This is a genomic window from Chryseobacterium shigense, from assembly GCF_014207845.1.
Classification (GTDB): Bacteria; Bacteroidota; Bacteroidia; order Flavobacteriales; family Weeksellaceae; genus Chryseobacterium; species Chryseobacterium shigense_A.
The window spans coordinates 240,875-263,510 of the sequence record NZ_JACHLC010000001.1 but is presented as its reverse complement, the minus strand read 5'-3'; the positions used below and the strand labels follow the sequence as shown (position 1 = coordinate 263,510).

The following is a 22,636-nucleotide window of genomic DNA, read 5'->3' as shown; positions in this document are numbered from 1 at the left end:
ATGAATACAGAAGAAAGCACAATAGATAAGATAAGAACCCGCCCCAGATTCAAGATGTTTACCCATCTTACCAAAGAAGAATATGCGGAGAATCTAAAAAAATACCTTGCCGAACATAAGGATGAGTTTTCCGGGAATATCAATAAGGAAGTAGCCACCATCTGGGTAGAAACGCAATATGACAATTACTGGAAGCCCAGGCTGTCTTTAAGAATAGAAATTGAAGACGATGAAACGGCTATCCGGGGAATATTCGGTCCCAGTTCTGCCGTGTGGACCTTCTTCATGTTCCTTTATTTTTCTTTTTCCATTCTGTGGATGACTTTTTTCACCATGTACTACGTTGAAAAGCAAATAAAAAGCGCTGAGTTCCCGTGGGCTCTGAGCGCTTCATTTGTTATGTTGTTCTTCATCTTCCTGACCTATGCGGCTGCCAGATTCGGACAGCATAAGGGTAAAGAAGAAATGCTTAAGCTTAGAAAGTTTGCGGAAGAATCTACTCTACAGTTTGAGAAAAAAATCAATTAGAAGGAACTTCTGTTGGCTTTTCATTCTGAACCGGTGCAGCCATAGCTTTAGCTGTTTTAATAGAGTCTGATACTTTTTCCCTGTTATCCTGTTCTCTGATCATTTTATCAACATGAGGTTCCAGAAGTTTGGTCATTTCTTCTACTGAAATATTGTTTGCATTGGGATCATCCAGAAGCTTTTTCCATGGTTTTCTGCCGCCCCATTTGTAATCCCCGAATACCATTACAGGTGTTCCTTTTGCTTTGGTAGTAGCTCCTCCGGGATTCAGAATCCAGGTATCTGCATAAGAATACAGCCATTGCGCATCTTTCATCAGCAAACGTAAACATGAGTGTGATGCAGGATATCCCGGAAGATCATACTGATGCCAGCCGATCCCTCCAACGTTATGGATATTAAAATTATACGGTAGCTTCCACTCGCTGCTTACTGTTGAGATCGAAAGTTTCTTTTTCCAGTTCGCGAAAGTAAGTCCGCGCGTTGTCTGCGCAGCTTTTTTCCCCATACTTGTTGGGCCCCATTTTACAAGGCTTCCGTTGGAATATACTCCGTAAGCCTGTATAGGATAAGAAAAGATGACGAACTTCTTCACTCCGCTCAATACATCAAGCTGCATTGGAAAGGGAGAATATTCCATAAGTGTGGTGTCTATCTTTGCAGGGACTACCAATGTATCGGCATTCCATCTGTTTTTAGAATCAAGTCTGTTTAATGCCAGAATAGCATAACGCTCTTTTTCACTGTATTTTTTGCTGAATTCCGCATATACGGAATCTCTGAGTTTTTTATCTTTGGGAAGAACAAAAGCATTATAAAAACCGTTTTCCTGCATGGCAGGCGGAACAGATTCTTTTTTCACCACTGAATCTTTCTTAATAGAATCTTTTTCTACAGCGGGGGTTTCTGATGAAGAAACGGTATCCTTAAAAGTATCGCTTATTTTTTCAATTTCCTTCTTACATGAAATCAGCATTGCGGCACAAAAAAGTGCATATAAAAATGATTTTTTCACAGATATGTTTTTCATAAATAAAATCGGCTATTTAGTTTGGCTATCATGTGCAAATATCAGACCTAAATTTGGATCCCAAAAGACATTATAAAAAATACCGTAAAAAAACGGTATCATAGTATATTATTTTAAAGCAGTTTATTGGTTTTAGCATAGGCCGGAGCCTCTCAGATATTATTTACTCCAATATTTTCAAAGAGTTTTTCCGGATTTAGAATGTTATGCTTTTAACGGATACTCTAAGAAAATAATCCGTACCCGGTTCTCCTTCGTCTTTTGATTTAAGAATATAGAATGTAGTTTCTACCTGTCTCCCATGATCCGTAGATTGGAGGATCTCATATTTATTATTATTGAATTTACGGACATTCTCAGGGGTAATATCTTTAAATTCTTTACGCCCGCCTAACAAATCACGGTATTCTTTTTCAGTTAAATAAGCAGAAAACTCAACCTCTTTCAATTGTTTGGATGGGTCTACATAAAAATCTACGATCTTTCTTTTCTTTAGTTTTATATTTTTAAAACTGAACATTCCTTCTGTTACATATTCCGGCAGTATTCTGTAAATTTTGTAAGCCAGTAGTTTTCCGTCTACGGTTTTCTCTGTGGGCAGCTGGTAGTATTTTTCAACTTTAGATAAAAGATGATCCGGATTTTCTTTAAACGTGATTTTATTAAGATCAAACACTCCATACGCCCGGCCAATAAATTCAGCATTTTTCTGTCCGTTGCATGAAATAAAGAAAACAACGGCCATCATTACTACAATGTTCTTTATCATAATTATGCTTTTTTTCAAAAATAACTTATTTAAAATTCTGATTTACAAATATTTACAAAATATTAGTGAAATTTAAAATTCGGTTTACATTTAAAATACTTGATTGTTTCTATCAACTACTTTTGCGAAAGTAACTTATAAACTAAATAATATACGCCAGTTTTTAATAATTGCAAAAAAATCAGGCTTATATCAACAACAGTGGAATTAAGGGTTTTTGAGTGATATTTTAAGCTGCACTCAGGTACCACAAATCATATATTTTCCAAAAATAATTACTATAGCTCCTTATTGCCAGACCTCTTAAACACAAAGATACATGAAAGAAAAAATTAAAAATGAAAAAACAAAATTATTATCCAGAACAATTATCACACTTTCAATTATATTCTTTTTCATATGTGTAGCTGATTTTTTTTTCAGCAGCAAAAAAATGCTGTTATACCCTACTCTGACTGCTTTGATATTCAATCTTATTTTACTGTTTAATATCAATAAGCCGGTTATAGAAAAACTCAGTTTTGCAGACATGATCATTTTAATAGTGTATTTTTCCTTTCTGTGCCATTATTTTTCTCTGGATCTGTTTTTTGTACCTGTCTTCTGCTTGCTATACTTATATACTTTCTTTTTATTCAGGGATATACAGAGAATTATTTTATTCTCATTAATTGTCATAAGCATTACTTTACTGCTGTTCTTTTTCAGGGAGAAAAATAATATGCTGAGATCTTTGGGAGACAGCAGCGTATATATTGGCTACCTGCGTGCTACTGCCACATTTGCAATAGGCCTGCTTTTTTATTACATCGCAGATTTTTGGTTAAAAAACAAATCCCTGGCAAAAGAATCTACCCATATATCAAAGGAAAAAACCGATTCTGTAAAGCTGGCTGATATTTTCGAATCAATCAGCAGAAGAGACAATTCTTTCATGCCTCTGTTTTTAACAGTTAATCCGGCCTTCATGAATAAGGTAAGGGAAAGATGTCCTAAAATTAATGATACTGAACTTGAAGTCTGCGCCTTAATCAAGCTTGGACTTACAACAAAAGAGATCGCCATAGCTACGAATTCTACCTATAAAGCGATAGAATCGATCAAATACAGGCTTAGAAAAAAACTCGATCTGGAATCAGGCATAAATCTGATGCTGTTCTTTAATGAACTGTAAAGATTAAGCAATTTATCAAAAGGCAATAATCATTTAATAATCAAAACATTAAAAATTTGAGTGATTTTAAGGGGCGCATCAAGTGTTTTAACGTGAGTACTTTATACCGTTGTCCATTCCAGCCACTATAATTTTGCCAACCGAAAACAAACATATAAAAACATTTAAGAAATGAAAAAATTATTATCAACAACTGCAATGCTACTGATTTCATCAGCCATTTTCGGACAAGTGGGCATTAATACAGCAAATCCACGATCTACATTAGATGTGAATGGTGACGCAAGAGTCAGAACAATAAACCCTGCTAATACCCCTGATTATATTCTGGCAGCAGATACTAATGGTGTACTCCGTAAAACAACCTTAAGCGTGGGAGATCTGGATGGAAGTTCTGATACTTCGGGAGTCAGCATCCAAAAACAACAATATTTTGGCACCATTGCTGATCCCAATCAGACTATTAATGCGGGTGTGATAGAAATACGTTTATATCCTGTGAATGGTACAAGTACTACTGATGTTTATCCGCAGATAAGACTCAGAACTGCACCAGCATCAAATATTGATGTAATAGTACTGGATGAAGAAACATGGTTAACCGCAGGGCAAACTTCAAGTGTTAATACATTTAATGGTTCTGCAGGAAAGTATACATTCACCACTACCAACTGGGATATTTGGAAAAATATAGGCTCAGTAACAATGGCCCTTAATGAAAAGAATGTACTTACATTTGCTGTTCCGGGAACAAAAGATTTATACAGAGCTACATGTTATGTTGTAATAAATTCTGCAGTGGCAGGCCAGGAAAGACTATACAACCTAATTCTGGAAAAATTTTAAAAAGAGTTTATACGATCTAAAAGCATAAAATGATCAAAAAATAATAAAATTGCGGAATGTGAAGGCAATCCCGTTTACAGTCGTTTTTTTAGAAGGACATTTCATCATGGTCAGGGAAACTATATACAATAACGAACTGACCTATAATTGATATAATAAATACCATACTGTAAAAAGTCTTCACTTCCGTAATGTTTATAATTTTAAATCTCTTTCATTTTGAAAGTATTCTGATGAAGTATTTTATATCTTATTTTTTGTCAGTTCATAAATTACGCCTTCGTGTCCTTCAAAATCAAAACTTTCTTTAAAAGTCATCCCTATCTTTTCAAGGACTTTAATAGAGCCAATGTTTTCTTTCATTGCCCGGCCAACTATTCTTTCAATTTTAAGTTCATTAAAACCAAAATCAAGGCATTTTTTTGCAGTCTCTGTTGCCAATCCCTTATTCCAATAGTTTCTATAAAACCTGAACCCAATATCATATTCATTTTTATCGGGACTGTATTTAAGTCCGCACCAGCCTATAAATTTTAAACTGGTTTTGTCAATAACCGCAAGCCGCCCGACACCATACTTTTTATACTGATCATAATCAGCCAAAAAATCGGCTGCGGTTTGTAAATCTTTAAAAGGCTTATCTCCCGTATATTTTAATACTTCTTTGTCCAGATTTAAAGTATAAAAATCTACTGCGTCTTCTATGGTCAGTTTACGCATTACTGTTCTTGCTGTTTCTATCTTATCTATTCCTTCCATTTAATATTTCTTTATAATATTACAAAAATAGAACTGAAGGAACAGGAAAAATTGTAAAAATGTAAGGTCTATATGTAAAGCCAGGTATTTTTTGGTGATGATATACTAAATGTACAACTATAAATCTATGTTCTTAATTGATCTTGTTTTTAGTCTTCCAGTAGAATTCAGTCGGAATCTGATCAGTTTGAGAGGCATTCCTTTTACACAGTTCGGTAAAATTATTTCAACCTTCGAAATTAGAACCAATCGTGGATATTTACATTTCTTTTATCACTTCCCAGTTTAACATTAAAATAAAAGAGCTTTTTTATTTTTGAATCGAACTTTATTTCTTTGCAGGTATTTTTTATCTCAACTTTTATTTCGTGGGAAGGAGCCCCCCCTATTCTTATAATATATATTTTTGAAAAGGGAATAAAGCTAAAGGCTTTTCTTTGAAATGATAAATCCTTTAGCTTCTGGTTTTGTAATAATATCAGAGTCTATCCATTCTGACTGAATATAAAAATTATCATTATCCTTTATTAAAATAAATTCAGGATTCATATTTTTTCCAAGTGAGTAACCATCAATATTTTTTTTATATTTCAGAATTAATTTATTTTCTTCTTCTGTGGCTGTTACCTCATCCTTAAACCCTATTTGATAACCACTTCCTGATACTGTAATGTGATTACTATCAATATGAATTTCTAAATCCCAGCCAGCATTAACCCCACCAATTTTTCCATAATCAAATCGTGCTTTATAGATACCATACCATTTTTGATCAATATTAGTATTTTGTAGTTTTGAAGTAATTACCTTATTTGTACTATTTTCTACTAAGTTTTTAGTAGGGTTTGATATTTTATTATCCTTACATGAAAATGTACAGAATAATAATAGTGATATATATGATAGGGTTTTCATTTTGATAATTTAATTATATCCTGATAAACTGCTTATAAACAAGATTTATTTTAAAAGTTTATTTAAATCTTGTTGTTTCTCACCTAAAAAATTTACACCTTCTTCATCAATATTGAAAGATTTAGTATATAAAATACCTAATGTATTTAAATAACCTAAATTTATTTTTTTCGCAAAAGGATAGCTTATATCAGAATAAATATTGACTTTTTTGAATAAGATATTATTCTTATAAACTAATAAATCAATACTTTTTTCTGTAGGAGGGAAATCGTATCCTTTCTCAATTATAGTTTTGTAGGATTTAACATAAAATAGTTTTTTATTTCCTAAATTTGCCGAATCAATAACAAAAATTGAATCTATTTTTGATGTATTTTTATCAACCAGATCTTTTTCGTATTGAAGATTTATAATTTTTTTACTTATCATAGAATCAAAAAAATCTAATTTTTCTAAATTGTTTTGATTTAATGAATCATTCTTAGACATTGCTTCTGCTTCATTATAAATTTGAACGTACCATTTTTTTGCAAATTTTGTCGTTAACAAAAGAGAATTCCCAATCTCTCTAAATGGTTTATCATCTTTATTTTTGATATTTGTTGTATTTTCAGTGATTTCTTTTTTAGTTTTTATACAGGCTATAGAAAGTATAGCTAATATTATGATTAGATAATTTTTCATTATTTACTTTTCTTTTATTTCTATAATTTTCGAGTTGTCAAATTCTCCGCAATGCAAGTGAGAATCATGAAGATCTCCACCGTCTGAAACATTTTTTAATTTCGTAAAATAAGCATCATTTCCAACTTTTCTTTCTCCAAAATGGAAAGATTTCATTGCGTCTATAAATTTCTGATCGGTTTCCAATTTTCCAAAATAAATAGTATCTATACTTTCACCATTTACATGGAACTGGCTTGGAAAACATGATCCCTCTCTAAAACATGATCCTGTAGTAGTTACAGAAAGTTCAGTAATTGCCAATGCTCCTATAAAACCAGCAAAGTAATTAGGTCCTGTATAAATCCTTTTTGTTCCTGAAAAACTATATTTTACATAATTAACTGTATCAGGCATTTTTATCAATTCAATTTTCTCATTTGTTGCTGAGTATAATCTCCAAAATGTATCTCCATTATTACTTCCATACTCTGCAATATCACCATTTTCATACATAACTCTTCGTCGCGTTTGCCCCTCACTTATATTATCATCACTTAATATTTTTGAGTGTGTAGGTTTTTTATATAATTTACTCCTACTAGGTAGCTTTCTACTTGTTGTATGCCAATCAACAACACATATATCGTGCTCTTTTTTCTCTTTATCATGAAAAACATATTTATATTTTTGTTTATATGCCTCTTTGATCGACTTAGGAATTCTTTTTTCTATTTTTCCATCAAAATAAATGTGAAATGTAACTACCTCTTTGGAATCTATATTATTATTTGAACTGTTACCATTACCACAACTAAATTTAGATGTTTTATATGCATCTCCTTCAGATTTAGCCAATATGGCTCGCGCTGCAATTTCATTTTTGGTGATTCCATTTTTACCATCAGTATCAACACTTGCATTTGCGTTATAATAATCTGAGCCTTCTTTATACAAAGTTGTATTGTCAGGAGTACCAAAATAATTCGGAGCAAAAACTAATACATAAAGATCAGATAATGAGATTTTACTTGTAATGTTTTTTGTTTTTTTCCATAATTCAATATATTTTTCTACATAGTCAAGCTGATCTAACTGTGGCATTAAAGCTAATTTTCTTTTAGTTAATGACAAGCTATATTTTTCATTCAACGAACTAATTGCTGTAGGTGTAAATTGTATTAGACCAACGGCACCACTAAAGTTTTCGTCCAATTTCATAATCTCATCCTTCGTCAGTCCCCTATATTCCCGTTTAAATGTTCCATCTTTACGTTTTTCTTTGGTATCTTTTAATTCAATTTTAGAAGATGAAAAAGTTCCGGAAGTTTCAACCTTCATAACAGCCATCAAATCATTAGGATCAAAGTTTTGCCTTTTACTAATGTCAATAACTTTCTTTCTGAATTCGCAAGTTACATTTGGATGACCTCCCCAAATTAAGTTTGTCTCCTTACAGATACAGGTACCATTTTCACCACCATTCAATTGCTCTCTACCCACTTTTACAGCACCATTATTTTCCGAGATTGTTGGTAAAGTAGCATCAGGAAAAAGCCTTACCAAATTACCATGAGCCATATAGAACCCTTGTTCTTCTTTTTGTATTTCCCCTTCTTTTTTCTCCTCAATGACTTTTATCATTGCATTCAATAAAATATAGTTTTTTGGAGTACCTAATTTAGATAAATCTACAGGGACAAGGACTTCTCCTTTATTATTAAATGTAGCGGTTTTGGTATCCCGTATTTTTTCATTCTTAAATTTATCTTGAATATCTTTCCATTTGTGAAATAATAATTCTTCATCCCAAGTCCAATAAGCATCAGACTCTGTTGCAAAATTTATCTCAACTTTTTTATCAACCATATTAGCTGCATAAACCTTAAAATATAATGCTTTACTTAAAGGAGAAATCGTAAATTTTTGAGTGTCGTTTGCATCACAGAAATAAGCATTAATAATTTTAGGCTCACTTTGTACATTTAATGATTTCCCCAATGCCTGATTTCCATTCTCAACTTTTAAACTTGCATCCTTAGGTATTATTTTAAAATATAGTTCGCCAGGTTTTGTTAAACCCTTTTCTTCAATTTTTTGTTTTACAGTATCATCTAATTTAAATGGCCAGTAAACTCCAGGAGTATCTGGTAAAGTTGCTGTAGTTGAAAAAACGATATTACTTCCTGTACTATCATCATCATATATTTCTAAAACGGCCTCTTCTTTTTCTAAACCTACATACTTTACATAAGCACAAACTTCCTGGCCATATCCTGCCTCTTTGATTATATTCCCACTAGCGCCGTTATCATTATCAATCCATTTGGCTGTATCAGATATTATTTTAGGTTGTATCACATTTATTTTTAATGGATTTCGAGATTTTCTTCCCCCCATAACACAATCAATTGTATAGTCCCCGGCAATAGAAAACTGATGGATTAATTTTGTCCCTGAAGAAACATTTTTATTTTCGGAACCCGTAATTTCCCAGACAAGACTTCCATCTTTCGCAGCATCATAATTAGGAAAAGTCATTTTTTCAATCTCAAACTCAACACTTTTACCCAACTTTGCTTTACCATTACTCTTTATACTTTCTACAATATTTTCTTTAACCTCAAAATGCCAGTCATTTTTTGTATTGTCTGTATTGCTTCCTTTCGTATTACCTACTGCCGAAGTTGCATACGCTTCAATATGATATTTCCTCTTTTGCATTAGCTGGTTTCCGGAAATAGTAATAGATCTTCCGGTGCCTATTAATATCTTATCCAAATTCCATTTTATATTTCCTTGTTCGGGAAAATCACTGTTACTGCTTATTGCACCGAATTGTGTTTTGGTCACGCTGAAGGTCATTGGCTCTCCCGGTCTCACAACCTCTGCTCCATGGGTAATATCCCTTACCGATATTGCCTTTGAAGTTCCGGAAAATGTCTGTTGGGTTGCTTCTCCCGATTCATTGGTATATATTGCCTTTATGGTATATTTTGCATTAGAATTTCGAGGAGTAAAAGTAAACACATTTGAAACATTTGATCCCTCATTAAGTGTGTTTCCTGAGCCGTCTTCAAGAATGAATTGCAGCCGGCTTATTTCTTCCTGATTGGGAGGATTGATGAGAAATTTTGCTTCAAAAACTGCCGGAAAATCTTTACGGAAATCATCTCCTGCCAGGAAATTCCCAGGGTTTTTAGGACTTAATTTTGATCCGTCTAATCGATTATATTTAATTTCAACATCAACATGTTTAAGCTCTGCAGAGCCTTGAAAATCTTCTTTAGTTTGAATTTCCTTATTGTAGGCGGCTAAACGAAACTTTCCTTCATCTGGAAAATTATGGTGTAATTCAACCCCGTTTTTCGGATAAAATGCTAAGATATTCATAGATTCAGAATTATGTCCGCTGAAAATAATCCATGATACCAATTGTGTATCACCACGGGTGACATTTGCCTTTACTGTGAATTCCTGATTTGGACGTAAAATTGTAATTGCCATCTTTTAAGTAGTTTGGGGGATGATAATTTCTACACTTTCAATTTCCGGGGTTAAATCCGGTTTCTTCGGCTGCTGAATGGCCGGATTCACAGCTGCGAGTTCCAAAGGATTGGTATTGTCTGCATGTGCATTACTTACACTATCGGTCTGCCCGTGTTTTTCAATAGTAATTTTTCCGCCCACCATACACTGAAGTTCAGAGATTTCAGTGAGTGTTTTTTTATCCTGAACAGTAGTGCTGTCATAGGTTTTGCTCCATTTAGGCGCTGCTGCAAGCTGGCAAGGCAAATATCCGCCGGAAGATGGTTTTAGTTTACATTTTCCGAAAGTTGCTGCAGGCGGTATAAATGTTTTATCATCTTCTGTGGCCACGAGTTTCTCTGCCTGATCATTAAATACAATTGTTTTATGTGAAGTTACCTGTAAATCTGCTGTTTGTTTTGGGTTTTCAGCTTTGTCACAGACACATTTTGCATTATGTACCACGAAATATTTTCCGTCATGCTCACTTTTGGAAGATTCTTCCTGTTTTTTATCCTCTTCTTCTTTTTTCTTTTCCTGTTCTTGTTTTTGCTCAGCATCTTTTTGCTCTTCTACCGGATCTAATGGAGGGGTTTCTCCGTTCATGCCATAAATTTCATCCTGTGAAGGAGTCATCAAGGTGAATCCGGAATAAGGGATATCTGAAGTAGACTGTCCGGAATTCTGATTGTGATATTCCTTTAGCTGTGTCCAGTCTTTTATACCCAGTTTTTTAGCGATATCCTGCAACGTTTCTCCGGTCTGAACTATATAAGGGATTGATGCTGCCATACTATTTTGTGTTTATTTTGAATGTTTGCTGGTAATAAAATTTGTTTTTTACCTCTATACAGATATGGGTTTCTGAGCTGGCCATCCTACCTGTTTTTCCTGTATAGTTTACCAGATGGTTGAAGTCTGCATATAATGGTAAATTTTCTTCTTCAAAATCTAAATTGTATTCATGCGTATGAACATAATTGATGATTTCGTCCATTATTTCCTGTGCATTATCAATTTTTGGCTCGAAATGAAGACTGTTTGTATCAGTTGAATAGCTGATATTTCCCTTCCATTCTGAGTAGCAAATGGGAAGAATGTTCCATTTCAGAAAGTATCCCTGCTTTTGCTTGAATTTTTGAATTCCAAGATTGAGAACTTTCATGAAATGAAGTTGGTTGATAAATTCTGAAAGTTTTTCATCTGTTTCGGTAGCTGTCAAAAATTGGCTACGGATATGATTTACTCCTTCTCCGCTATACTGATCTCTTATTTTACTATCTTCTTTTAGAATTCTTTCTTTTATATCATTTAAATTAATAATCTTTAGTGTGTAGTTTTCAATATTGCATCCCAAAGGAAACAGGGCCTCCATATATTGATTCGAAATTTCTAAAAATTTAGTATCAATTTTCTGCTGATTAACCTTAAAATCGGTCCTGTTTATACTGATATCAAAATCCAGATCTTCTTCTGTTTTCACAAATAAATTGTAAGTAAGAAGGCTTTCATATTCTTGTTCTCCTATTCTTACAAGGCTTTTATCTATGACGGAATAAGTGGAAGTGGGGAAATGAGAAGCTGTCATTTTATAACGATTATTTTTGAAGGATTATAGTATCATTAGTTGCATTATAATCATATAGATATGTTTCATAATTCTTATAAATTCTTATTTTTTTCAGATTCTTATTTTTATTTAAAATTTTATCTTTAATGTTTATAGCTATATTAAGAATTGAATCATTTTGAATAGTTACGTTTTTAGGAATATCAATGGATATAGAATACTCAAAAGGGAAACTGGCATAATCAGAATATAATGTATCTTCCTCTTTTTTAGTTTTATTATAATACAGTCTTTTGATTTTTGCATTATATTTTTTTTCTAATTTTTGAAAATACTGTTTTTCCTGAAATGATGTTTCCGGCTGTTCAGTTTTTTTTGTTGGTTGCATTAACCAATAAAAAGGATTGAATATAAAACCTAATGCTATAAATACTATAACAAGCACGCAAATAATAATTCCTTTTTTGGTTGATTTATTCATAATTAATCTTGTCTTTGATAATATGCTTCGGAGATATTTGAGTTTAATCGAGGATACAAATCAATTTTTTTGTTGTATAATACGTAATCGTCTATTCTGTACCAATCTTCATCCATAGGACTGGTCTGATGTACAGACCCTCCTCTGCTATTCAGAGCAGGTATTACAACTATATTTTTTAATTTGCTAACTAATCCAAAAGTCGACTCACCAATTGTAATTCCATGAACTGTTCCAAAACCTCCATTCGATATATAAACACCATATCTGTTTACCCCCTGAACCTTATTATCCATGACAACAGGATCTATGTGAAATATAGTTTTTCTGGTTAACCAATCCTTACTCAAATACCCTGCAACAATTTGATAACATGGATAATTGCCCTCAACAGAAAACTCATCACCTTCATCTGCTGATAGCATTAGAGATTCACCTATTTCTATCCCTTGTTCAGATAAATATTTACAAATACCTGCAGCGTGAGCTCCCCCTTCGCTATGTGATATTAAATAAATTTTTTCTTTACCCAGACCTTTCTTTATTTCATTGAAGTTTTCTTTGCAATAATCATATCCTCTGGTTTTTCTTTCAGAACCGCTCTCACTTCCTCCCCATGATGATGATCCATCAACGTATAATGGTTCTTTACTTTTGATTCCAAAATATTGATCAGCACTATTTTTATATCTTTTAACATCACGGGTAAAAAAATCCCAATAACCTTCCCCTCCAGAACCGGGGGACATACCCATTGCATGCGCTGCCCTATTCCAATGCCCATTAACAAGCAAAATTTTTGGAGTCCCAATCACTTTAAGATAATTAGTTGGCATGTCAGGAAACTTTATATCTACTTCATTATCATAACTACATTTAAAATATAATTCGAGTATTCCATCATTCTCATTTTTTGCAAAAAGCTCTAAATTATCAAGAGTTATTGTCTTAATAATTTTTTTATTAAGATCAATCCTATCCTGTAAAGCAGGTCTTCCACTCTCTGAATAAACAAGTCCGACTTGATCATCTTCTTGATCTTCAGAAGTGTTCAGAACTGTATCATCATCAAACAACTTTAAAATGACATCACGATCATTCGGTATTGATTGAGTTTGTAAATGAAATTTTACAGTATCTCCATAGGATGCTTCTGTAATTTCCATATCATTAACATCAGTCCACCAACCGCGAACAAAATATCTAGACAATAGTCTCCTCTGAGTTTGAGTTGTGGTTCTAAAATCAACGCCTGCCATCTTAATTATGTTTTTTTAATATCTTATTTATCTACAAAAATTATCAAATCTAATTGGACACATTAAACTATCCGCGCTGTTAAACATGATTCTTATATAGTCTCTGACTTTTTAAAAATAATTTCGAAAATTTTATTGTTAAACTCACTCTACCTGTACAGGAAACGAGTAACATGATAATTACTGAAAAAAAGATTGTTTTAGTCATTATTTTATCATTTGATATCAAAAAATCATTTCCAAATAAAACTTTAATACAAACTTATTTTATACTCTGAGGAGATTCTATCAGAATCATATCCTGAGAAAGAAATAAAGTATCCTTATTTGCGCGTAAAATTTGATATTTTTGATTAAATAGTATTATTTCTTTATTTACTTTTTTTAAATCCAGCTCTTTATATGGTTCAGTTTCTTTTGTATTTCCATTTTCTTTAATGTTATCAATCAATAAGCTTTCTGATTGAGGAGTGATATACTTTTGTAAAATATTATTTTTATATAAAAAACCCTCTCTGATTAATATTTCATGGTTTAAATTTTTCACATAGCAATCTGGAGAATATATTTTTGGAATTCCTTTGTTTATAGATTCTCCTTTAATTACTAAAATTTCTTTTTGTCCACAACTTATCAGCATATATGAGCTAATAAGGCAGATTAACTTTTTTAATTCTCTCAACATCTTGTCTTTTTTCAATAATTATTTTAACTGTTGAATATCCAAAAATTGTATCATCATCTGATTTTTGTCTAATTTTATTGATAATGTTTTTAGTTTCATTATCAGATGGATTGTTAAATGAATTTTCTTTATTTGTGATTCCAAAGCACCCTAATGATCCACCTGCTCTTGTGCGGGGCTTATTATCATTTGTTGCATCTTTTTCGTTATGATAATAACCACCTACATGAATCATTATACTTTTTGCAGATGATACTTTCTCTCGTTTATCGTTATAGCGCTCTCCTGATGCAAGTGTATCTGAGTTATTTTGTTCAAGTTTATAAGCGGCCGTGTCATTATTATGAGGGTAAACATCAATATATACTCCTTCATACTCATTATTATTTTTAGGCTCAAATGCACAGTTATACACTTCTGCCTGTACTCCTTCAATTTTGTTTACAATCCAAGAATCCCTTGATACCATAGTTTCAAATTTAAATGTTTTATCTGCTGAGTGAGTCACTAACATTTTGTACAAGGGAATTCCCATAGTGATATAACTCCCTTTAAATTTCCTATCATCAGCTCCAATTAATTTGATATATCCCCACCCAACTTTTTGATTTGTGATTGTAATAATTGGTCCTTCGTGCCCTGAGCTATTATCTGATTTTTCCTTTTCTTTAGTTTCCCTTCCAAATCCCTGCATGATTGTCCTTTTTTGGCTGGAGAGTTCAAGATTTTGTTTAGTAGCCTCAATAATTACTTCTTCAGATTCCTCATGGGAAATTTTGCTTAGAGAAGTATAATTCTGAGCAACCTGTATATTAATATTCTTTGCGTTTTTTATAATGGCCATGGCAAAAACTTTTAATGAGAATTTCCTTGTTCGCCACTTTGTGATTTTACCGTTTTTTCACTTTGTAAAATCATATTTTGTTTAGTACTGACAACTGTAACTTTTTCAGCATATGAGTCACTTTTCTTAGCCTGAATATTCCTTTCATTTTCTGAAATTTCAGATCTCATGTCAGATGATTCATGAATATTGCCGGTTGCTGTCTGCATCAGATCTTTTCCTGCGGTATCAATCATATTGACCCCCGCATTAGAAACGATGTTTACGTTTGCCGTTGATAAAATATTACTGCCTGCAATAGAGGTTATATCAATTCCGGCACTCATTTTTATATTTTTTCCGGCAGTAAAGGTGATATCGTTAGGGGCATTTACCATGATATTTCCTTTTCCATCCATAAAATAGGTATTTCCACTTGGGTCTTCTATATATATGCTTCCTTCTGCATCATTAAAAATAACTTTATTTCCGCTCCTTGTCTGTATTGATTTTATATGATTATTGGCACCGCCTCCTAAACCGGTTTGCCCGTGAAACATCCCCCCCATTACAAAAGGTCTATCCGGATGGTTATGTACAAAGCCCACCATCACCTGATCCCCCACTTCCGGAATCGCTACATAGCCTCTGTTTTGGGTTACCTGATCCGTTCCTCCCGCATCGGGGCTCATCATCCTGATAAAATGGGTAGTATCATTCATCTGCCAGTCAAATCTTACCTGAACTCTACCTTGTCCCTCAGAATCAGCATTTGAGATCACTGTAGCGATCTGAGGCTGTGCAATAGGAATGGTAAATTCAGGTTTGGGTAAAAAACCTGTGTCCGCAGCTATCCCTTCAAAGGAACCAGTATAATGACCAATTGTATCTATCTCATGTACAGCCTCTGTGATCATTATTTTAGTGAAATAAGAAGTTTCATTACTGTCGGGCTTACGCATCTCAATATCTGCTATACATCCGGGATGAAGGAAAGGAACAGTTGTTGACCCCGAAACAGTAAAGATCTCCACAGCCTCACTTCCTGCTGTACTTTTCTGGGAATATTCAACATCAAGATGTGTGGATGCCTTAATTGGGGCAACCTGAAGAGCCGGAGTTTTAAATATCCCGTTATTATTCCCATAAGCGGTTTTAGCTAAATCTCCTACATGCTGAATGGGCGTAGAACCGGAAGCGAGCTTTTCATTCTTACTGCTGTTGTATCCGTAAAACTGGGGCTTGATATGAAGAGCCTTCAGCTCTACTTTGACATCATTGGCATTACTTCCGTAGATGAGTTTGATAGGCTTGTTCTGAAGGGGTAATTTTCCAAAATGGAGCACTTCCCCATCATAATAAAACTGTTCGCCGTAGGCTTCTGCCATTCTCGCAAGGTAATTGTAATGGGTTTCATCATATTGGCTGCTATAGATAATCTGGGAATAATCATGGGTATCAATCCTGATATCGAAACGGCTTTTGTCTAAACCTTGCTTAATGACTTCTTCTGCAATGATTCCTATATTAACAGGCTGGCTTCCTCCAAAGCTCTGAATGTGCTGAGCACCATCCAGTAAAATGGTTGGACTGTATCCTGACAGAACAATATTCCCAAGACTCATTTTTTCCTGACTGAAACCTACTCTGGTAATCACACCTACAAATGTTCGCTCGGGACTGTTATCAATATCTTTATAGGCTATGACTGCCGTTAAACGTTTTCCAAGGAATTTATTGGCTTCTTCCAAGGTATGCGTCTGGCGGTCTTCCAATGCATCGTGGGCAAGGGTCAGGGTAAATTCATGATGACGGCGGGAGCTTTGGGTAAATTTGAAGTGTTTGTAATATTTAATGACTTTCCCTTCAATAACCAGAGATAGTTTTACCAAACGATTGATACCGCTGTGATGATTCTCGGAAACACCTTCTGCATTCTGCACCGGACGGAAAGCAGCCCCTCTTAATGATTCTGATATTGATGACATAATTTTGTGATTGTGTGTGATTTAAAGATATTACATGTTGTTCACCCAGATACCTTTTTATATCGTAGGACAAAAAGACCATCTTTTGGCAGGGATAGTCTTTGTTTTGTTTTTCCGGTTCTTTGGAAGTGCTTATTAAGCTTTCGGCCAAAGACCTTCATAAGCAGCATTTCCATAATCGATAGTCTCTGCGCTTATTACAAAACTGATGTACATAGAGTTTTCATCTACGGCATCAAATTCTACCTGGTGTTGGATCACATATCCGTTGGTCCATTTTAAGGTAATTAAAGTTCCTTCTTCGTGAGATTTGTTGAAAGTAACTTCTCCTGTGGTTGGTTTGTATTTTCCGTTCAATAAGCTTTCAAGGATATCAGACTTTTCAGTGGCTTCTACGGTAACTTTGATAAGGGCATTGGAAGGATCTGAGGCTACACGCCCTGATACATCTGTAGATCTGGATACACTATAGTTCAGCTTTAACAGTTTCTGTCCTTCTCCTCCGTTGAATTTTAAGATTCCTCTTGAATTAAGTGCCATAGTAAGTAATTTTTAACAATTAATATTTTGTGATTTGTTTTTCTATATCACCAAATGTAGAAGTAATTGGCAAATAAAATAAAATTTCAACAAAAAATTTAAAAAGTGTAGTAATTATACGACTAACAAGCGTTAGGACACTGCAAATAATGTCGAAATTGTTCCAACTGTGTATACCTTCCCGCGAAGGTTCAACCGGGTGCGACTGGTTGTAATATCAGGAATATAACAGATTTTAAACTTTGACTCCATGTTGAGCCTTCTACCTTTTTTACATTAGCAATTAAGATCAAACTTCCTTTCCTCTTTATCATATTCAGTTTTTATACCCCATAATAAATGGTCTTTGGAAAGAGAATCTGTCTGTTCTTCAATTGCCAGTAAGGAAGAATTCATAATAGCTGAAGTAATTTGCGCTCCTGTCAATTCATAATTTGTAGCTAACTGATTGATCAGGTCACTATCAACAGAAATATTTTTAGGAATCATGTTGTTCCAGAGTTTTATTCTTTCTTCTGCCGTAGGTTTTGAAAATTTAATGATGATATTGAATCTTCTTAAAAAAGCATCATCAATATTATTTTTAAAATTGGAAGTAAGGATAACCAGTCCGTTAAAACTTTCCACCCGTTGCAACAAGTAACTCACTTCCTGATTGGCGTACCGGTCATTGGAAGATTTTGCGTTGGTCCGTTTCCCAAAAAGCGCATCTGCTTCATCAAACAACAAAATCCAGTTTTTATTTTCTGCAAGCGTAAATATCTTTTCTAAATTTTTCTCTGTCTCACCAATATATTTTGAAACCACCTGAGACAAATCTATCCTGTAAACCGCTCTATTAAATTCTTTCCCCAAAAGACTTGCCGTGAGGGTTTTTCCTGTTCCTGAAGGACCATGAAACAACGCTCTGAAACCGGGAAGTATCTGCTTTTTCATTCCCCAGTCTTCCATTAAAGTCTGATGGTGTTTTATCCAAAGCTTAATCTGGTTGATCTGTGAATGAACCGTAGTATTGACGACCAGATCTTCCCATTCCATATGGGTAATCGTTTCTTTAGCTGGAAAATGGATGCTGAATTTCGGTTTTAATTTTTCCCCGAAAAAAAGCATATGCACCGTTTCGGGAGTAAGGATAATTCTTCCGCTCATTTCCGGTTCTCCGGTTTTCACATCATCCAGATACAGAATATTTTCTTTGAAGAACCAGTGATTCTGCGAAAATAATTGTTGAATAAGCAACCGGCTGTTAATATCTTCTCCTCCTAAAATACATTGTACTGTTTCTCCGGTTGGAAGCATTCCTCTGTGGTTTTCTGTTCTTATTCCACCCAGTTCCGGAAAGTCTCCACCTTCAGGATATACTTCTTTGATCACCTCATCAAAAAAACCCGGCAAAACATGCGGAACCAAAGCAACCAGCAATACAACAGCTTCCTCGTGCGAAGTTTCTCTTCCCAGTGCTTCCGAAAACGAATTCTGAAAATCGAAATTCTCAGTTGTTTCTTCGTCTGTGAGTTGCGAAATAATATATTGTTTAAGGGCTTTAAATGGCATAAGTAAAGTTTAAATGGTAAAAATCAATCCTGGTTCGGAACTAATCTTCGTAAGTCCCGTTTTTAAAATCTGTTTCATTATTAAAAGAATCTGTTTTAGAGAATTTTTCAGTTGGTTTTTCTTTATTCCAGGATTCAAAAATATAATTTATTGTTACCGGAGTTTTTTCTTCTGCATCTACAATTATTTTCTTTTTAGCAGATAAATTGGCAGGTTTTCCTTTTACTTTATTGAGCGAACCATAATTGGGCACAACCGTATAATTAATTACTTTTCCGGCTTTTAAATCTTCTTTTACTTTTTCTTCAATATCCACATTATGATCTTTGTTTCCTTTACGGGTTAATGGCGTTAAATTTCTGAAATCATTACCGCTTCCTCCCAGGTTATGGTTTAATAAGTGTCCTAGAATATAATAGGTAGAACCTCCGTTTCTTTTCTTGCGCAAAGTGTCATAGGAATCATTGGAAACGCCCGGAACCGAGCCAATAGGTGGTTTTGTAGATTTATGCAGATTTTTCACTTCCATTTTGGTTCCGTATCCGCTTTTATTCAAAGATCCGAAATTTAATTCAAATTTTCCTATCCCTTCAATATCAAAAAGAGGCGGCATATAATTGCTTAACGTGGTGACATGCTGGGTTACTTTTTCGTATTTTTTTGTCTGTTCTGTTTTGTATTCTTCATCTGTAGCGCCCATGTTTTTTTTCGACAGAGCGGTCTGCAATGCATCAAATTCTGTTTCGGCATCTTTTTTGGCTTTGGCTTTATTTCCTTTTACAGTTCCTATTTGTTTTAAAAAGTCGGTAAACGTTTTGGGATTACTTGCTACCATTAAAGTTACGTTTTCATCTTTTCCTTTAAAATAAAGGGTATGCGTTTCTCCGTTTTCAGATTTGAAGGTTTTCCTTATTTTTAAGAAATTCAATAGTTTTTCGCCATATTTTTTGGCCGTATCTTTTGCTTTTTTCTTTTTATCATCTACCCAGGCTTTACCTTTTTCCACGGCTTTCATGGATTTGTCAATCAATTTCATCAAACCTATTTTTTCTGCAATCTGTTTGATCTTTAAGGCGATCTTTTTAAGAATGGCATCAATTTTCGGTCTTATTTTCTGCTGAATAAATTTCTGTACTTTCCCTACAATTCCATCCAGGCCGAGAACTGCAGCCAGAAAACTGATGGCAAGGCTGAGAAAATTACTGAAAACATCTTCTACTTTCTGAGTGACGGCAGAAAGGTTCTTATTTAAAATATCACCGAAAGTATCCAGAATTCCATCAATAATTTTGACGATCTGAGCGGCTTTCTGAAATAAAGTGACCACAAATTTTATCAGCAATTGTGCGGCTCTGATAAATCCGGCTCCGGGAATCAGAAGTGACAGCAAATATTCCATTGCTTTTTGGGTGATGGTTTCTACCACGAATGTTTTTACGTTTTCTATCAGCATTTCTTTCAGATCACTGAATTCTTCTTTGATAAATTCCCACAAACCGGCAAGGCCTTTCTCATTTAAAATCCTGAAAATATCAAGAATTTTATTTCCTGCAGAAATGGCCATATCTACTCCTTTTTCTATAAAATTAAAGCGTTCCTGACCAATAACATCTATCACAAGCTGTTTGATTTTTTTAATACTGATTCCTAAAATCTGCAGCACCAGACTTGTAATTCCTTCTAAATTAAGTTCTTTGGGCAGAATAATTTCATCGCCAATTGATCCCGTTAACCATTGTAAGACACCTTTTATAAGATGCTTGTCTATATTATTTTTAAAGTTGGTAAACCCCTGCCCTACGGCATCTGCAAGATTTCCAAAGAAAGTGATGGGGTCATCAATAATGGCTTCGGCGTATTTTGCCGCTTTTTTAGCAACAGCCTGTATTACATTTTTAAGTTCAATAATGGTATTGATTACTGATTTTACGGCTGCTATTGCACGATCCAGCCAACTCATATTTTCTATTTTGGCTTTTTCAAATCTGGAATCCAGCTCATCCATTGCGGCACTGAATTTCTCAGTAACAGCATCAATAATAGATTCCTGTTTACTTTCTATCGAGCTTTCCAGACCTTCAAATTTCGTATTGGCCTCATCGAAAATATCACCTGCTGTTTTTTTATCTTTATCCGGCTGCTGTTTCCAGAATTTATCTTTTTCCGCTTTGCCTTTTTTCACTTCGGTTGCGGCCAGAAACAGGCAATTATCTACAACTTTTACAAGATCATCGATAGGGTTTTGCATGTTTTCAATAAATTCTTTCTTGGCAATATCGAATATCTTTTTTTCACTTAGTAATTCGTCCCCGGTAACTGCAGCTCCAAGTTCATTAAAAAATCCTGTGTTTTCATCGAGCAGATCGGCGACTCTGTCTGAAAATTTGTTTAGGTTTTCAGACATTTTGTTTCCAAAAACGGTTTCAATATAATCATCAATGGTTTTAAAATATGCTAAAACCTTTGTGTTTGTTGCCGTAAAAATTTCGTCAAGCCCTTTTCTTATTTTTTCCCTTGTTGCATTTTCCTCTTTACTTTTAGCATTCTGACTCGAAAAAATATCAGCCTTAGCATCAGAATTATTTTGCAGCATGGAAGTGTAAGCTGCATTCATTGCTTTTTCATTCCCCGATTTTGTACCGGCAACGGTTTTATTTTCGTCTTTTCTGTAGGTGTCGGTAAGTTCCTGCGCTTTAGCCTGTGATTCAGATTTCTGGCTGTCTGCAGCGATGAAGGAAGGTTCATTACTGTTTTGCAGTTTTTCCGTGGAAAGATTGTTCTGGGAGTACTGGTCGTCCAGTGTTTTGGTTTCTTTTGTGAAATCTGTTTCCTCTTCAGTTTTTTTTGCAGGAGCAAGACTGGCTTTTTGTGTGGTTTGTGTTTTGGATTCCTGTTTTTCCTGAATCAAAGCAACAGGTTCCTGGCTGGTGATTTCGTTTTTCGGAGTCAGAGGTTTATCGGGGGGCACAATAGTTCCGCTTTCTATTTCTCCTCCTGCTGCCTCTTTTTCTTTTTGCAGGGATTCTGAAATTTGATCCGTATCCGATTTTGCCACACCATTTGTTGCTACTTTTTTTGCATCGGATTTGCTTTCTATGGTTTCATTAATCTGTTTTTGCAGTTTTTCTTTAAAAGCAGATTTTTTAAATTCTTTTTTTTCGTCAGGAATAATATCAAGATGATGCCTGTTTGCTACGGATGTATTGGCCTGTTCCGAAGGTAAAAGTGCTGCCTCATACTTTTCGTCTGAGACCTTTTGGGGGGCTTTATGTTTTTGATATTTTTTTGCGGTGGATTCTATTTCTTTAAATGGCTTTTTTAAAGATTCAGCGGGAGTTTTAGCTTTTTTCTCTTTTTCTTCTTTTTTTACAGGTTTAGGAGCAGCAACAGGTTTTTTAACGGCTTTACTTTCTTTGCTTAAAGCACCACGCAGTTTCTTTTTAGCTCCAAAAAAATATTTTTTAGAACTTCTTGAAGCGGCTGTTTTTTTCGTTATTTTTTCTGCTTTCATGGTTTCTGAA

Annotated in this window: 19 protein-coding genes; 3 read left to right on the top strand and 16 right to left on the bottom strand. The window is 34.2% G+C overall.

Annotated elements, in window-relative coordinates; genetic code table 11:
* Positions 1-528 carry a hypothetical protein gene (locus HNP36_RS01190; RefSeq protein ID WP_184161514.1) on the top strand — a complete coding sequence of 176 codons (528 nt, stop codon included), beginning with the start codon at positions 1-3 and terminating at the stop codon, positions 526-528.
* Here HNP36_RS01190 and HNP36_RS01185 read toward each other — a convergent pair.
* Positions 521-1,543, bottom strand: coding sequence for a L,D-transpeptidase (locus tag HNP36_RS01185; RefSeq protein ID WP_317168936.1), 1,023 nt, complete (start codon positions 1,541-1,543; stop codon positions 521-523). The two genes, HNP36_RS01190 and HNP36_RS01185, sit on opposite strands and share 8 nt — an antisense overlap.
* A gap of 211 nt (positions 1,544-1,754) precedes the next feature.
* On the bottom strand, positions 1,755-2,327 hold the full coding sequence (locus tag HNP36_RS01180) for a hypothetical protein (RefSeq protein WP_184161518.1): 573 nt from the start codon (positions 2,325-2,327) through the stop codon (positions 1,755-1,757).
* A gap of 319 nt (positions 2,328-2,646) precedes the next feature.
* Between HNP36_RS01180 and HNP36_RS01175 the strand changes: the two genes are divergently transcribed.
* Complete coding sequence (locus tag HNP36_RS01175; protein WP_184161521.1) at positions 2,647-3,501, top strand: helix-turn-helix transcriptional regulator; 855 nt, start codon at positions 2,647-2,649, stop codon at positions 3,499-3,501.
* A gap of 171 nt (positions 3,502-3,672) precedes the next feature.
* A complete protein-coding gene (locus tag HNP36_RS01170) occupies positions 3,673-4,347 on the top strand; it encodes a hypothetical protein (RefSeq protein WP_184161524.1) in 675 nt (224 codons plus the stop codon).
* A gap of 243 nt (positions 4,348-4,590) precedes the next feature.
* On the opposite strand, the gene HNP36_RS01165 is transcribed toward HNP36_RS01170, so the two are convergent.
* The 14 genes from HNP36_RS01165 to HNP36_RS01100 all read right to left on the bottom strand — a co-directional run bounded on the left by HNP36_RS01165 (position 4,591) and on the right by HNP36_RS01100 (position 22,626).
* Complete coding sequence (locus HNP36_RS01165; RefSeq protein WP_184161527.1) at positions 4,591-5,106, bottom strand: GNAT family N-acetyltransferase; 516 nt, start codon at positions 5,104-5,106, stop codon at positions 4,591-4,593.
* Between the two features lie 423 nt (positions 5,107-5,529).
* Positions 5,530-6,021, bottom strand: coding sequence for a hypothetical protein (locus tag HNP36_RS01160; protein ID WP_184161530.1), 492 nt, complete (start codon positions 6,019-6,021; stop codon positions 5,530-5,532).
* 45 nt (positions 6,022-6,066) lie between these two features.
* Positions 6,067-6,708 (bottom strand): hypothetical protein, encoded by a 642-nt coding sequence (locus tag HNP36_RS01155; protein WP_184161533.1) that lies wholly within the window; start codon positions 6,706-6,708, stop codon positions 6,067-6,069.
* A gap of 3 nt (positions 6,709-6,711) precedes the next feature.
* The gene (locus tag HNP36_RS01150) at positions 6,712-10,194 is read right to left on the bottom strand and encodes a hypothetical protein (protein ID WP_184161536.1); all 3,483 of its coding nucleotides are present in this window, start codon (positions 10,192-10,194) and stop codon (positions 6,712-6,714) included.
* A gap of 3 nt (positions 10,195-10,197) precedes the next feature.
* Positions 10,198-11,007, bottom strand: coding sequence for a PAAR-like protein (locus HNP36_RS01145; RefSeq protein WP_184162340.1), 810 nt, complete (start codon positions 11,005-11,007; stop codon positions 10,198-10,200).
* Position 11,008: 1 nt separating this feature from the next.
* Positions 11,009-11,803 (bottom strand): hypothetical protein, encoded by a 795-nt coding sequence (locus HNP36_RS01140; protein WP_184161539.1) that lies wholly within the window; start codon positions 11,801-11,803, stop codon positions 11,009-11,011.
* Between the two features lie 10 nt (positions 11,804-11,813).
* Positions 11,814-12,266, bottom strand: a complete 453-nt coding sequence (locus HNP36_RS01135; RefSeq protein ID WP_184161542.1) for a hypothetical protein — start codon at positions 12,264-12,266, stop codon at positions 11,814-11,816.
* A 2-nt stretch (positions 12,267-12,268) separates the two neighbouring features.
* A complete protein-coding gene (locus HNP36_RS01130) occupies positions 12,269-13,525 on the bottom strand; it encodes a hypothetical protein (RefSeq protein WP_228456207.1) in 1,257 nt (418 codons plus the stop codon).
* 262 nt (positions 13,526-13,787) lie between these two features.
* The gene (locus HNP36_RS01125; RefSeq protein ID WP_184161545.1) at positions 13,788-14,210 is read right to left on the bottom strand and encodes a hypothetical protein; all 423 of its coding nucleotides are present in this window, start codon (positions 14,208-14,210) and stop codon (positions 13,788-13,790) included.
* A complete protein-coding gene (locus tag HNP36_RS01120; protein ID WP_184161547.1) occupies positions 14,173-15,054 on the bottom strand; it encodes a hypothetical protein in 882 nt (293 codons plus the stop codon). The genes HNP36_RS01125 and HNP36_RS01120 overlap by 38 nt, the downstream gene beginning before the upstream one ends.
* Before the next feature lie 11 nt (positions 15,055-15,065).
* On the bottom strand, positions 15,066-17,021 hold the full coding sequence (locus HNP36_RS01115) for a type VI secretion system Vgr family protein (RefSeq protein WP_184161551.1): 1,956 nt from the start codon (positions 17,019-17,021) through the stop codon (positions 15,066-15,068).
* 135 nt (positions 17,022-17,156) lie between these two features.
* Entirely contained in the window at positions 17,157-17,561 is a 405-nt protein-coding gene (gene tssD / locus HNP36_RS01110) for a type VI secretion system tube protein TssD (protein ID WP_184161554.1), read from the bottom strand.
* A gap of 276 nt (positions 17,562-17,837) precedes the next feature.
* The gene (locus HNP36_RS01105) at positions 17,838-19,115 is read right to left on the bottom strand and encodes an ATP-binding protein (RefSeq protein ID WP_184161557.1); all 1,278 of its coding nucleotides are present in this window, start codon (positions 19,113-19,115) and stop codon (positions 17,838-17,840) included.
* Positions 19,116-19,155: 40 nt separating this feature from the next.
* Positions 19,156-22,626, bottom strand: coding sequence for a DNA/RNA non-specific endonuclease (locus HNP36_RS01100; RefSeq protein ID WP_184161560.1), 3,471 nt, complete (start codon positions 22,624-22,626; stop codon positions 19,156-19,158).
* Positions 22,627-22,636 lie beyond the last annotated feature (10 nt).